Annotated in this window: 13 protein-coding genes; all 13 read left to right on the top strand. The window is 60.3% G+C overall.

Annotation, left to right across the window (positions count from 1 at the left end; all coding sequences use genetic code 11):
• Nucleotide 1: 1 nt before the first annotated feature.
• Nucleotides 2-271: a flagellar biosynthesis protein FliQ gene (gene fliQ, locus BUE92_RS26565; RefSeq protein WP_003192936.1), complete on the top strand. Its 270-nt coding sequence runs from the start codon at nt 2-4 to the stop codon at nt 269-271.
• 4 nt (nt 272-275) lie between these two features.
• Nucleotides 276-1,061, top strand: a complete 786-nt coding sequence (gene fliR, locus BUE92_RS26560; protein WP_073527099.1) for a flagellar biosynthetic protein FliR — start codon at nt 276-278, stop codon at nt 1,059-1,061.
• Nucleotides 1,062-1,064: 3 nt separating this feature from the next.
• Entirely contained in the window at nt 1,065-2,201 is a 1,137-nt protein-coding gene (gene flhB / locus BUE92_RS26555; RefSeq protein WP_073527098.1) for a flagellar biosynthesis protein FlhB, read from the top strand.
• A gap of 546 nt (nt 2,202-2,747) precedes the next feature.
• Complete coding sequence (locus BUE92_RS26550) at nt 2,748-2,966, top strand: cold-shock protein (protein ID WP_256674013.1); 219 nt, start codon at nt 2,748-2,750, stop codon at nt 2,964-2,966.
• A 17-nt stretch (nt 2,967-2,983) separates the two neighbouring features.
• The gene (gene cspE / locus BUE92_RS26545) at nt 2,984-3,187 is read left to right on the top strand and encodes a transcription antiterminator/RNA stability regulator CspE (protein WP_073527096.1); all 204 of its coding nucleotides are present in this window, start codon (nt 2,984-2,986) and stop codon (nt 3,185-3,187) included.
• Between the two features lie 235 nt (nt 3,188-3,422).
• Nucleotides 3,423-3,773: an FKBP-type peptidyl-prolyl cis-trans isomerase gene (locus BUE92_RS26540; RefSeq protein ID WP_073527095.1), complete on the top strand. Its 351-nt coding sequence runs from the start codon at nt 3,423-3,425 to the stop codon at nt 3,771-3,773.
• A 430-nt stretch (nt 3,774-4,203) separates the two neighbouring features.
• Nucleotides 4,204-6,318 (top strand): flagellar biosynthesis protein FlhA, encoded by a 2,115-nt coding sequence (gene flhA, locus BUE92_RS26535; protein WP_073527094.1) that lies wholly within the window; start codon nt 4,204-4,206, stop codon nt 6,316-6,318.
• Nucleotides 6,319-6,329: 11 nt separating this feature from the next.
• On the top strand, nt 6,330-7,646 hold the full coding sequence (flhF, locus tag BUE92_RS26530; protein ID WP_073527093.1) for a flagellar biosynthesis protein FlhF: 1,317 nt from the start codon (nt 6,330-6,332) through the stop codon (nt 7,644-7,646).
• 105 nt (nt 7,647-7,751) lie between these two features.
• Entirely contained in the window at nt 7,752-8,585 is an 834-nt protein-coding gene (gene fleN / locus BUE92_RS26525; protein ID WP_003192912.1) for a flagellar synthesis regulator FleN, read from the top strand.
• Nucleotides 8,582-9,322, top strand: coding sequence for an RNA polymerase sigma factor FliA (fliA, locus tag BUE92_RS26520; protein ID WP_073527092.1), 741 nt, complete (start codon nt 8,582-8,584; stop codon nt 9,320-9,322). The genes fleN and fliA overlap by 4 nt, the downstream gene beginning before the upstream one ends.
• Before the next feature lie 167 nt (nt 9,323-9,489).
• Nucleotides 9,490-9,864, top strand: coding sequence for a chemotaxis response regulator CheY (locus BUE92_RS26515; protein WP_003192908.1), 375 nt, complete (start codon nt 9,490-9,492; stop codon nt 9,862-9,864).
• A gap of 18 nt (nt 9,865-9,882) precedes the next feature.
• The gene (locus BUE92_RS26510; RefSeq protein ID WP_003192906.1) at nt 9,883-10,671 is read left to right on the top strand and encodes a protein phosphatase CheZ; all 789 of its coding nucleotides are present in this window, start codon (nt 9,883-9,885) and stop codon (nt 10,669-10,671) included.
• An 11-nt stretch (nt 10,672-10,682) separates the two neighbouring features.
• The gene (locus BUE92_RS26505; protein ID WP_073527091.1) at nt 10,683-12,878 is read left to right on the top strand and encodes a chemotaxis protein CheA; all 2,196 of its coding nucleotides are present in this window, start codon (nt 10,683-10,685) and stop codon (nt 12,876-12,878) included.
• Nucleotide 12,879 lies beyond the last annotated feature (1 nt).

The following is a 12,879-nucleotide window of genomic DNA, read 5'->3' as shown; positions in this document are numbered from 1 at the left end:
TATGACCCCAGAAGTCGCCGTCGACCTGTTCCGTGAAGCGCTGTGGCTGACCACCCTGATGGTTGCCGTGCTGGTGGTGCCGAGCCTGTTGGTCGGCCTGCTGGTGGCGATGTTCCAGGCCGCCACCCAGATCAACGAACAGACCTTGAGCTTCCTGCCGCGCCTGTTGGTGATGCTGGTGACCCTGATTGTCGCCGGCCCGTGGCTGGTGCAAACCTTCATGGAATACATCCTGCAGTTGTACGGCAGTATTCCGCAGTTGATCGGCTGAGCCGATGCAGTCCTTGCTGGCGTTGACCGACACCCAGATCAGCACCTGGGTGGCTTCGTTCATCCTGCCGCTGTTTCGCGTCACCGCGATGTTGATGGCCATGCCGGTGTTCGGCACCACCCTGGTTCCGCGTCGCGTGCGCTTGTATTTTGCCGTGGCGATCACGGTGGTGATCGTGCCGGGCTTGCCGCCGATGCCGCCGGTCAACGCGCTGGACCTGAGCGCCTTGCTGCTGATCGCCGAACAGATCCTGATCGGCGCCATGCTGGGGTTTTCCCTGACGTTGTTCTTCCAGGCTTTTGTGATCGCCGGGCAAATCATCTCGATCCAGATGGGCATGGGCTTCGCGTCCATGGTCGACCCTACCAACGGCGTGTCGGCGGCGGTGATCGGGCAATTCCTGACCATGCTGGTGACCTTGCTGTTTCTGGCCATGAACGGCCACCTGGTGGCGTTCGAAGTGTTGAGCGAAAGCTTCACCACCTTGCCGGTGGGCTCGGGGCTGGTGGTCAACCATTTCTGGGAACTGGTGGGGCGCCTCGGCTGGGTGCTGGGCGCGGCGCTGTTGCTGGTGTTGCCGGCGATCACCGCACTGCTGGTGGTCAACATTGCCTTTGGCGTGATGACCCGAGCGGCGCCGCAGTTGAATATCTTCTCTATCGGCTTCCCCCTGACGCTGGTATTGGGCATGGGGATTTTCTGGATCGGCCTGGCTGACATTCTCAATCAGTATCAACCGCTGGCGAGCGACGCCTTGCAGTTCTTACGTGATCTGGCACGGGCGCGCTGAGCCATGGCCGAGAGCGAGAGTGGTCAGGACAAAACAGAAGACCCCACGGAGAAACGTAAAAAGGACTCCAGGGAAAAGGGCGAGATTGCCCGTTCCAAAGAGCTCAATACCTTCGCCACCATGATGGCCGGTGCCGGTGCGTTGCTGATCTACGGCGGTGGCCTGGCGCTGGACCTGCTGGAGATGATGAAGCACAACTTCAGCTTGCCGCGCGAGGTGCTGCTCAACCCCGATGCCATGGGCCAGTACCTGTTGCACTCGGGCAAAATCGCCCTGTTGGCGGTGCAGCCGATCCTGATCACCTTGCTGCTGGCCGCGCTGATCGGCCCGGTGGCCCTGGGCGGCTGGCTGTTTGCTGCGGGCAGCATGGCACCCAAGTTCAGCCGCATGAACCCGGGGGCGGGGCTCAAGCGCATGTTTTCCGCCAAGGCCCTGGTGGAATTGCTCAAGGCCCTGGCCAAGTTTTTCCTGATTTTGTTTGTGGCGTTGGCGGTGTTGTCGTCGGACATCGACGACTTGCAACGCATCGCTCATGAGCCGCTGGAGTCGGCGATCATCCACAGCGTGCAAGTGGTGGGCTGGAGCTCGCTGTGGATGGCCCTGGGGCTGATCCTGATCGCCGCCGTGGATGCGCCGATCCAGCTGTGGGAAAGCCACAAGAAACTGCTGATGACCAAGCAGGAAGTGCGTGACGAACACAAGGACCAGGAGGGGCGCCCCGAGGTCAAGCAACGCATCCGTCAGCTGCAGCGCGAGATGTCCCAGCGCAAGATGATGGCCTCGGTGCCCGACGCCGACGTGATCATCACCAACCCGACTCACTACGCCGTGGCCCTCAAGTACGACCCTGAGAAGGGCGGCGCGCCGATGCTGTTGGCCAAGGGCAGCGACTTCACTGCGTTGAAAATCCGCGAAATCGCCGTGGCCAACGACATTCTGCTGTTGGAGTCACCGGCATTGGCGCGCTCGATTTTCTACTCCACCGATCTGGACCAGGAAATCCCGGCCGGCTTGTACCTGGCCGTTGCACAGGTACTGGCTTACGTTTACCAAATCCGCCAATACCGCGCCGGCAAGGGCAAGCGGCCTGATCCGCTCAAGGATTTGCCGATCCCGCCGGACCTGCGTCGCGATTCCTGAACGCTGCTGCCCACTGTAGGAGCGAGCTTGCTCGCGAAAAACTCACCTTCACCGCGTTCGTCCTGACTCCCCGCGTTATCGTTACCCACCTTCGCGAGCAAGCTCGCTCCTACAGTGGTGGGCCTTTTACCTGTCAACTTTGACAGTAGCCATAACGCCGCCTTCACTGTTTGATACAGCGATGAGGCGCGCAGCCGTGCGCGGCTCGGGAGGCGGTGATGGACAGGGGTACGGTCAGGTGGTTCGATGCGGTCAAGGGCATTGGTTTTATTGCCCGGGATCGCGATGGCAACGAGGTTGCCGTTCAGTCGGCGGGCGCTCAACGCGGTGACGCTCCACCCACTCCTCCCAAGCCGCGCAAACCCCGCAAGCGCAAAAAATCATCAGGTGCATGATGCATCTGCTGCGCTATCGCTAGCACCCCTCGGCCACTCGCGTCTACCTGTCAACTCTGACAGTAGCCAAAGCACGTTTACCGTTGTTCTATAGCTGAACCAGACACTGCGCGTATGTAGTCAACGAGATGCAGGGAGAGCGGGATTGAGCGTGGCTACAGGAACTGTCAAATCCTATGACTGGATCAGGGGCGATTGGCTGATTGAATTGGATGACGGGACAGAAGAGGTATTTATCAATCGCAAGGATTGGCGCCGGACGGCGCTGTCGGTGGGGAAGCGTCTGAGCTTTGAAATGGTCCATCGGCCCAAGGGCATCTATGCGTTGCCCGTCCGGGTGCATCATCGAGGTGGGTTGGGTTTTGAGTAAGGGTAAGGAGAGCGGCAATGGCAACGGGTACTGTGAAATGGTTTAACGCGGAGAAAGGGTTTGGTTTTATTACCCCGGATGATGGGAGTGCGGACGTGTTCGCTCATTACTCGGCAATTGCGTCGAGCGGGTTTCGATCTTTGGAAGAAAACCAAAAAGTAGAGTTTGACGTCACACAAGGTCCAAAAGGCCCACAGGCTGAGAATATACGGCCCCTTTAAAACGTAGATCCGATTATTCCCATGCTTGCCCATGGGAGTGATCAGCCTATCGGAATCTGTAGGCTGAAAGTAAATGAGCCCCCTTTTTATCTATGGCTATCATTCTCTCAGTCGCTCGTCTTAAAACAGCCAATACCTGTCAACGCTGACAGCCGTCACCGCCACACCCGTGCGACTTGAGAGAGCGAAACGCGCCATTGGCGCGGTAAATCTGATTGAGGATGGAGGAGTTCTGATGATCACAACTGACAGCGGTCTGCAGTATGAGGACACGACAGTGGGTGAAGGTGCTGAAGCAAAGGCTGGCCAGCAAGTCAGCGTTCATTACACGGGTTGGCTTTGGAAGGAGGGCGCAAAAGGAGCTAAGTTTGACTCGAGCAAAGATCGCAACGACCCACTCCAGTTTGTTTTGGGTCAAGGTCAGGTTATTCGTGGGTGGGACGAGGGTGTACAAGGAATGAGGGTCGGCGGGCAACGAACCTTGACCATCCCGCCTGAGCTTGGTTACGGGGAACGTGGCGCCGGAGGAGTAATTCCGCCAAATGCAACACTTATCTTTGACGTGGAACTGCTTGGCATCAACTAGTGCTCTCGTCATCTTGGATCGTTCCCGTACTGCGGTTCGGGAGCGATCTATTAGCTGACTTTTGATCGTTCCCACGCTCCCGCGTGGAAATGCCGCCACTGATCGCCGCGACGCCCGACCGCTGCGTTTAGACTAGAGATCACATGGGCAACCCCAAATCCATGTCGGAAATTTCCTCGATATCCACGATGCACACAAATCCAAATGTGGGAGCTGGCTTGCCTGCGATGGCTGACTCACAGCCAATATCCCAGTGACTGGCACACCGCAATCGCAGGCAAGCCAGCTCCCACATTTGAAACGGTTACCACCCGACGATCACCCAAAACCAAAGTTGGAAGGCTTCTTGCAACCCCGCCTTCAAGTCGCCTTCCAGCGTCAAAACTTTGCTTCAAGGACCCGAGGAATACCGGTGGTAGATCGCTCTCAAATGCTCAACACGGCCCGTGGCACCCTGACTGATCTGTCGCGGGGCAATCTGGGTGTGCCGTTGTTGTTGCTGGTGATGCTGGCAATGATGATGTTGCCGATGCCGCCGTTCCTGCTCGATGTGTTCTTCACTTTCAACATTGCCCTGTCCGTCGTGGTGCTGCTGGTGTGCGTGTACGCCCTGCGACCGCTGGATTTCGCGGTATTCCCGACGATTCTGCTGGTGGCGACCCTGCTGCGCCTGGCGCTCAATGTGGCCTCCACGCGGGTGGTGATGCTCCACGGCCAGGACGGTCACGCCGCCGCCGGTAAGGTGATCCAGGCCTTCGGTGAGGTGGTGATCGGCGGTAACTACGTGGTGGGTATCGTGGTGTTCGCCATCCTGATGATCATCAACTTCGTGGTGGTGACCAAGGGCGCCGGGCGGATTTCCGAGGTGAGCGCACGCTTTACCCTCGATGCCATGCCCGGCAAGCAAATGGCCATCGACGCCGACCTCAATGCCGGCCTGATCGACCAGAACCAGGCCAAGTCGCGCCGGGCCGAAGTCGCCCAGGAAGCCGAGTTCTACGGCTCCATGGACGGTGCCAGCAAGTTTGTGCGCGGCGACGCCATCGCCGGTCTGTTGATTCTGTTCATCAACCTGATCGGCGGCATGGCGGTGGGGATCTTCCAGCACGGCATGACCTTCGGCGATGCCGGCAAGGTGTACGCCTTGCTGACCATCGGTGACGGTTTAGTGGCGCAATTGCCATCACTGTTGTTATCCACAGCCGCAGCCATCATGGTTACCCGTGCCTCGGGCTCCGAAGACATGGGCAAGCAGATCAGCCGGCAGATGTTCGCCTCGCCCAAGGCTCTGGCTGTGGCGGCGGGCATCATGGCAATCATGGGCATTGTGCCGGGCATGCCGCACTTCTCGTTCCTGAGCATGGCGGCCCTGGCCGGCGGCGCGGCTTACCTGTTCTGGAAGAAGCAGAACGCGGTCAAGGTCCAGGCCGAGCAAGAGATCGCCCGCCAGCAGGATCTGCTGCCATCCCCGGCCCGCGCCCAGGAAACCAAGGAGCTGGGCTGGGACGACGTCACGCCCATCGACATGATCGGCCTGGAGGTCGGCTACCGCCTGATCCCGCTGGTCGACCGCAACCAGGGTGGGCAACTGCTGGCGCGGATCAAGGGTGTGCGCAAGAAGCTGTCCCAGGACCTGGGTTTCCTGATGCCCACCGTGCATATCCGCGACAACCTCGACCTGGCTCCCAGCGCCTACCGCCTGACCTTGATGGGGGTGATCCTGGCCGAAGCCGAGATCTACCCGGACCGCGAACTGGCGATCAACCCAGGGCAAGTGTTCGGTACGCTCAACGGCATCACCGCCAAAGATCCGGCTTTCGGCCTGGAAGCGGTGTGGATCGAAGTCAGCCAGCGCAGCCAGGCGCAATCGCTGGGTTACACCGTGGTAGATGCCAGCACCGTGGTCGCCACGCACCTCAACCAGATTCTCTACAAGCACTCCCATGAGCTGATCGGCCACGAGGAAGTCCAGCAATTGATGGGCTTGCTGGCCAAATCGTCGCCAAAACTGGCCGAAGAACTGGTGCCGGGCGTGCTTTCGCTGTCGCAGTTGCTCAAGGTGTTGCAAGCGCTGTTGGCCGAACAGGTGCCGGTGCGCGACATTCGCAGCATTGCCGAGGCCATCGCCAACAATGCCGCCAAGAGTCAAGATACTGCCGCTCTGGTGGCGGCGGTGCGTGTCGGCGTGTCCCGTGCAATCGTGCAAAGCATTGTAGGGACTGAGTCCGAGCTGCCTGTGATCACCTTGGAGCCCAGGTTGGAACAAATATTGCTCAATAGTATTCAGAAGGCAGGGCAAGGCCAGGAAGAGGGTGTTTTACTGGAGCCAAGCATGGCTGAAAAGCTGCAGCGTTCATTGATCGACGCCGCACAGCGCCAGGAAATGCAGGGCAACCCGGTGATCCTGCTGGTGGCTGGCCCGGTTCGCGCGATGTTGTCGCGGTTCGGACGCCTGGCTGTACCGAATTTGCACGTGTTGGCTTACCAGGAAATTCCTGACAATAAGCAAGTGACTATTGTCGCGACAGTTGGGCCCAATGGCTGAGGTAGTGGGTTATGCAAGTTAAGCGTTTTTTCGCCGCCGATATGCGTCAGGCCATGAAACTGGTCCGTGATGAGCTGGGCGCCGATGCCGCGATTATCGGTAACCGTCGGATTGCCGGCGGTGTCGAGCTGACGGCTGCCCTGGATTACACCCCCCAGGCGCTGGCCCCGCGCGTGCCGAACATGGAACTCGAAGACGAGTTGCGCAAGACCGCCTCGCGCATCGTGTCGGCCCAGGCTGAACTGAGCATGCGCGGTGACAGCGACGCCACCACCAATCGCCAATTGTTCGCCGGCCTGCCGCTGACCGCCGCCGAGCCGCTGGTGGAGCCTACGTTTGTCGAACCGCCGCGTCCTGCAGCGCCTGCCCCGGCTGCCGCAGTTGACCAGCGCGTGTTCGACTCGATGCGTTTTGAACTCAACGGCCTGCGTGAATTGCTCGAAGTGCAGCTCGGCTCGCTGGCCTGGACCCAACTGCAAGGCAGCAAGCCGCAGCAAGCCAACCTCTGGCGTCGCCTGCAACGCATCGGCCTGTCCGGCCCGTTGTCCCGCGACCTGCTGGCCTTGACCGCCGAAGTCGAAGAACCCCGCCAGGCCTGGCGCATGTTGCTGGCGCACTTGGCGCGCATGATCGCCACGCCGGAAATCGAACCTCTGGAAGAGGGCGGTGTAATCGCCATGGTCGGCCCCGCCGGCATGGGCAAGACCACCACCCTGGCCAAGCTGGCCGCCCGTTACGTGCTTAAATATGGCGCGCAGAATATCGCCTTGGTGAGCATGGACAGCTACCGCATCGGCGCTCAGGAGCAGCTCAAGACCCTGGGCCGCATCCTCAACGTGCCGGTGACCCATGTCGACCCGGGCCAGTCCCTGGCCAATGCCCTCGAGCCGTTGCTGCGCAAGCGCGTGGTGCTGATCGATACCGCCGGCCTGCAAGCCAGTGATCCGGCGCTGCGCATGCAGCTCGAAAGCCTGGCCGGGCGTGGCATCAAGTCGAAAAATTACCTGGTGCTTGCAACCACCAGCCAGAAACAGGTTCTTACCGCTGCCTATCACAGTTACAAGCGTTGCGGCCTGGCCGGCTGCATCCTCACCAAGCTCGACGAAACCGCGAGCCTGGGCGAAGTGTTGAGCCTGGCCATCAGCCATGAATTACCGGTTGCCTACCTGACCGACGGGCCGCGGATCCCGGATGATCTGCATCTGCCGCGCCGTCATCAGTTGGTCAGCCGTGCCGTGAGTGTGCAAATGCAAGACGAGCCTAGCGAGGAAGCGATGGCCGATATGTTCGCCGACCTTTACCACCACCCGGCTAAACGGGTGGGTTGAGGCAGGATGAACACCGTGAAAAGTACCTACATCGATGGTCTGCAAGCGCTTCACGCGGCCAAGCCATGTAGCCTGCGTCTAAGCAAGACAAGGTAAAGAAATAAAATGGGCAGCATGCATCCCGTACAGGTGATCGCGGTGACCGGCGGCAAAGGTGGCGTCGGCAAAACTAACGTGTCAGTGAATTTGTCCCTGGCCCTGGCAGAGCTTGGCCGTCGCGTCATGCTGCTGGATGCTGACCTGGGCTTGGCGAACGTCGACGTTCTGCTGGGGCTGACACCCAAACATACCCTGGCCGATGTGATCGAGGGCCGCTGTGAGCTGCGCGATGTGCTGCTCCAGGGCCCCGGAGGCATTCGCATCGTGCCGGCGGCCTCGGGCACCCAGAGCATGGTGCACCTGAGCCCCGCGCAGCATGCCGGGTTGATCCAGGCGTTCAGCGACATCGGCGACAACCTCGACGTGCTGGTGATCGACACCGCCGCCGGCATCGGCGAGTCGGTGGTCAGCTTTGTGCGCGCAGCGCAAGAAGTGCTGCTGGTGGTGTGCGACGAGCCCACCTCGATCACCGATGCCTACGCGCTGATCAAACTGCTTAACCGTGACTACGGCATGAACCGCTTCCGCGTGCTGGCCAACATGGCCCAGAGCCCGCAGGAAGGGCGCAACCTGTTCGCCAAGTTGACCAAGGTCACGGATCGCTTCCTCGATGTGGCTTTACAATACGTCGGCGCAGTTCCCTATGACGAGTGTGTGCGCAAGGCCGTGCAAAAGCAGCGTGCGGTCTATGAAGCGTTCCCTCGTTCCAAGTGCGCACTGGCGTTCAAGGCCATTGCCCAGAAGGTCGATACCTGGCCGTTGCCCGCCAACCCGCGGGGGCATCTGGAGTTTTTCGTCGAGCGTTTGGTGCATCAGACGAGCGCAGGACCGGTGCTATGACATCCAGCGGCTACAACCTTTACAAAAAGTCGGCACGTGACAGCCAGGGCGAATTGATCGAGCGCTATGCGCCGTTGGTCAAGCGCATTGCCTATCACCTGTTGGCGCGCCTGCCAGCGAGTGTGCAGGTCGAAGACTTGATCCAGGCCGGCATGATCGGCCTGCTTGAAGTCTCGACCAAATACGATGCCAGCAAGGGTGCCAGTTTCGAAACGTATGCGGGTATCCGCATCCGTGGCGCGATGCTCGATGAAGTGCGTAAAGGTGATTGGGCGCCGCGTTCGGTACACCGCAATACGCGCATGGTCAGTGATGCAATTCGTGCAATTGAAGCAAAAACCGGTCGTGACGCTAAAGATCATGAAGTTGCGGCCGAACTCCAATTGAGTCTCGACGATTACTACGGGATTTTGAACGATACCTTGGGCAGCCGCCTGTTCAGTTTCGACGACCTTTTACAGGACGGCGAGCACGAAGGGCTGCACGAGGACGGCGCGAGCGCGCATACGGAGCCGTCACGCGACCTGGAAGATGAACGTTTCCAGGGCGCGTTGGCCGATGCAATCGCCAATTTGCCGGAGCGTGAGCGGCTGGTGCTGGCGCTGTACTACGACGAAGAGCTGAACCTCAAGGAAATCGGTGAGGTCCTGGGGGTCAGCGAATCGCGTGTCAGCCAGTTGCATAGCCAGTGCGCAGCCCGCTTGCGGGGGCGATTGGGAGAATGGCGCGCGCGCTGACAGGCAGTGTGGGGACACTGCAGACGCTACCGCGAAACCGCAGGGTTTTGCGGGTGAGTACCGTGGTGCCCTGGGCAGTCCTTTTTGTGTAACGCCTGTTGATTGAAATGGCGCGTCCAGGTGCTGGGCGCGTTTAAGACTGCTTGGAGGTCGAATTGGACAAGAACATGAAAATCCTCATCGTTGATGACTTCTCAACGATGCGGCGGATCATTAAAAACCTGTTGCGTGACCTTGGGTTCACCAACACGGTCGAGGCGGATGACGGCCTGACGGCCATTCCGATTCTCAACAGCGGGAGCATCGACTTTCTGGTGACCGACTGGAACATGCCGGGCATGACCGGTATCGACCTGCTGCGCCACGTGCGCGCCGATGAAAAACTGCGCAGCCTGCCTGTGCTGATGGTGACCGCCGAAGCGAAGCGCGAACAGATCATCGAAGCCGCCCAAGCCGGGGTCAACGGTTACGTGGTCAAGCCATTCACGGCACTGGCCTTGAAAGAGAAGATCGAGAAAATCTTCGAACGCATCCACGGCTAATGCCATCGCGGGGGAGCTATGGAGCATAACGAAACGTCACAGGGCGACTTTGAGTCGACCTTGAAAAAACATGCTCACCAGTTGGTCGACAGCCTGGAAAAAGGCCAGTTCGCCGACGCGGTGCAGTTGATCCATGAGCTTAACCAGACCCGTGACCGCGGCCTGTACCAGGAAGTGGGCAAGCTCACACGCGAGCTGCACAGCGCAATCGTCAATTTCCAGATTGACCCGCGCATGCCCCAGGCCGAAGAAATTTCCCAGATCACTGATGCCACTGAGCGCCTGTCCTATGTGGTCAGGCTGACCGAGGCGGCGGCCAACCGCACCATGGACCTGGTGGAAAACGCCACGCCCCTGGTCAATGGGATGGCCACCGAAGCCCAGGCGTTGAGCCAGGACTGGGGCCGCTTCATGCGCCGTGAAGTCGGCGCTGAAGAGTTTCGTGAATTGGCGCGTCGCGTCGACGGGTTCCTGTCGCGCAGCGAACAGGAAAACCGCACGGTGGCCAGCAACCTCAACGACATCCTGCTGGCCCAGGATTACCAGGACCTTACCGGTCAGGTGATCAAGCGCGTGACCCAGTTGGTCACTGAAGTGGAAAGCAACTTGCTCAAATTGGTGCTGATGGCCGGCCAGGTCGATCGTTTTGCCGGCATCGAACATGACCGCGAAGCGATCCTCTCGGAAAAAGATCCACAAAAACATCTCGCCAAGGGTGAAGGTCCGCAGATTCATGCCGATAAACGTGAAGACGTTGTATCCGGGCAAGACGACGTAGACGATTTGCTGTCCAGTTTAGGCTTCTAAGGAGCACACCCATGAGCTTCGGCGCCGATGAAGAAATCCTTCAGGATTTCCTTGTAGAGGCCGGCGAAATTCTAGAGCAACTGTCCGAACAACTGGTCGAGCTGGAAAGCCGACCGGATGATGCGAACCTGCTCAATGCAATTTTTCGCGGTTTTCACACTGTAAAAGGGGGCGCCGGCTTCCTCCAGCTCCATGAGCTGGTGGAGTGCTGCCACATCGCCGAGAACGTCTTCGACATCCTGCGCAAGGGTGAGCGTCACGTTGACTCGGAATTGATGGACGTGATTCTCGAAGCCCTGGATGCGGTCAACGGCATGTTCAGCCAGGTGCGTGAACGTGCACCGATCACCGCCGCCACCCCGGAGCTGCTGGCCGCCCTGGCGCGCCTGGCCGAACCTGCCGACACCGCGGCTGCGCCGGTGGTCGAGGCTGCGCCGGAGCCGGTGGCGCACGCCGAGCCGGACGTGACCGATAGCGAGTTCGAACAACTGCTCAACTCCCTCAGCGCGGTCAAGGCCGAAGCGCAAGCGCCGGTGCAGCCTGCCGCGACGCCGACCAGCGAAGACATTACCGACGCCGAATTCGAGTCGTTGCTCGACCAGTTGCACGGCAAAGGCCAGTTCGCGGCGGATGCCGTGGCACCTCCTGCGGCGACGCCAGAAGCACCCGCTGCCAACGCCAGCACCGACATTACCGACGACGAATTCGAGGCACTGCTCGACCAACTGCATGGCAAAGGCACCTTTGTGGCTGAAGCCCTGCCCGAGGTGGCGGCGACTGCCGCTGCTGCGCCAGCGGCCAGTGCCGCACCGGCCGGCGACGGGCTGATCTCGGATCACGAATTCGAAGCCCTGCTCGACGAGCTGCACGGCAAAGGCAAGTTCAGCGAAGTGGCCCCGGCCGCAGCTGCCCCGGTTGCCGCTTCAGCCGCTGCTACTGCTGCCCCGGTTGCCGCCAAACCCGAACCGGCCGCCAAGCCTGCTGCGGCCCCTGCACGTGCAGCGGCGCCGACTGCTGCGGAAAAACCCGCCAGCGAAGCCGAAACCACCGTGCGCGTGGATACCGCGCGCCTGGACGACATCATGAACATGGTCGGCGAACTGGTGCTGGTGCGTAACCGCCTGGTGCGCCTGGGCCTGAACAGCGGCGACGAAGCCATGCAGAAGGCCGTGTCGAACCTCGACGTGGTCACCGCCGACCTGCAAACCGCGGTGATGAAAACGCGGATGCAGCCGATCAAGAAAGTCTTCGGCCGTTTCCCACGCCTGGTTCGCGACCTGGCGCGCCAGCTCAAGAAAGAAATCAACCTGGAGCTGGTGGGTGAAGAAACCGACCTGGATAAAAACCTCGTCGAGGCCCTGGCCGACCCGCTGGTCCACTTGGTGCGCAACGCGGTCGACCACGGCGTAGAAACCCCGGAAGAACGCGAAGCCGCTGGCAAGTCCCGTAACGGCAAAGTGATTTTGGCGGCGGAGCAAGAGGGCGACCATATCCTGCTGTCGATCACCGATGACGGCAAGGGCATGGACCCGACCATCTTGCGCAATATCGCGGTCAAGCGCGGCGTGATGGACAAGGACGCCGCCGACCGCCTGACCGACACCGAGTGCTACAACCTGATCTTTGCCCCGGGTTTTTCGACCAAGACCGAGATCTCCGACGTGTCCGGCCGTGGCGTCGGCATGGACGTGGTGAAGACCAAGATCAGCCAGCTCAACGGCTCGATCAATATCTACTCGACCAAGGGCCAGGGCTCCAAGATCGTCATCAAGGTGCCGTTGACCCTGGCGATCATGCCGACCCTGATGGTGATGCTGGGCAACCAGGCCTTCGCTTTCCCGCTGGTCAACGTCAACGAGATCTTCCACCTCGACCTGTCGCGCACCAACGTGGTGGACGGCCAGGAAGTGGTGATCGTGCGCGACAAGGCGTTGCCGCTGTTCTACCTCAAGCGTTGGCTGGTGGCCTCGGCTGCCCATGAAGAACAGCGCGAAGGCCATGTGGTGATCCTGTCCGTGGGCACCCAGCGCATCGGCTTTGTGGTCGACCAACTGGTGGGCCAGGAAGAGGTGGTGATCAAGCCTTTGGGCAAGATGCTGCAGGGCACCCCGGGCATGTCGGGCGCAACCATTACCGGTGACGGTCGCATCGCACTGATTCTCGATGTTCCAAGCATGCTCAAGCGTTACGCCGCACGGCGTATTTGAT

The organism is Pseudomonas fluorescens, from assembly GCF_001902145.1.
In the GTDB taxonomy this organism is placed as follows: domain Bacteria; phylum Pseudomonadota; class Gammaproteobacteria; order Pseudomonadales; family Pseudomonadaceae; genus Aquipseudomonas; species Aquipseudomonas fluorescens_BV.
This window is presented reverse-complemented; position numbering and strand designations above follow the sequence as displayed.

What these genes read in the sequence shown, in the direction of transcription:
- BUE92_RS26515 (WP_003192908.1), top strand. Translation starts at nt 9,490, where the DNA reads ATGAAAATCCTCATCGTTGATGACTTCTCAACGATGCGGCGGATCATT.
- fleN (WP_003192912.1), top strand. Translation starts at nt 7,752, where the DNA reads ATGGGCAGCATGCATCCCGTACAGGTGATCGCGGTGACCGGCGGCAAA.
- fliQ (WP_003192936.1), top strand. Translation starts at nt 2, where the DNA reads ATGACCCCAGAAGTCGCCGTCGACCTGTTCCGTGAAGCGCTGTGGCTG.
- flhB (WP_073527098.1), top strand. Translation starts at nt 1,065, where the DNA reads ATGGCCGAGAGCGAGAGTGGTCAGGACAAAACAGAAGACCCCACGGAG.
- fliA (WP_073527092.1), top strand. Translation starts at nt 8,582, where the DNA reads ATGACATCCAGCGGCTACAACCTTTACAAAAAGTCGGCACGTGACAGC.
- BUE92_RS26510 (WP_003192906.1), top strand. Translation starts at nt 9,883, where the DNA reads ATGGAGCATAACGAAACGTCACAGGGCGACTTTGAGTCGACCTTGAAA.
- fliR (WP_073527099.1), top strand. Translation starts at nt 276, where the DNA reads ATGCAGTCCTTGCTGGCGTTGACCGACACCCAGATCAGCACCTGGGTG.
- cspE (WP_073527096.1), top strand. Translation starts at nt 2,984, where the DNA reads ATGGCAACGGGTACTGTGAAATGGTTTAACGCGGAGAAAGGGTTTGGT.
- flhA (WP_073527094.1), top strand. Translation starts at nt 4,204, where the DNA reads ATGCTCAACACGGCCCGTGGCACCCTGACTGATCTGTCGCGGGGCAAT.
- flhF (WP_073527093.1), top strand. Translation starts at nt 6,330, where the DNA reads ATGCAAGTTAAGCGTTTTTTCGCCGCCGATATGCGTCAGGCCATGAAA.
- BUE92_RS26505 (WP_073527091.1), top strand. Translation starts at nt 10,683, where the DNA reads ATGAGCTTCGGCGCCGATGAAGAAATCCTTCAGGATTTCCTTGTAGAG.
- BUE92_RS26540 (WP_073527095.1), top strand. Translation starts at nt 3,423, where the DNA reads ATGATCACAACTGACAGCGGTCTGCAGTATGAGGACACGACAGTGGGT.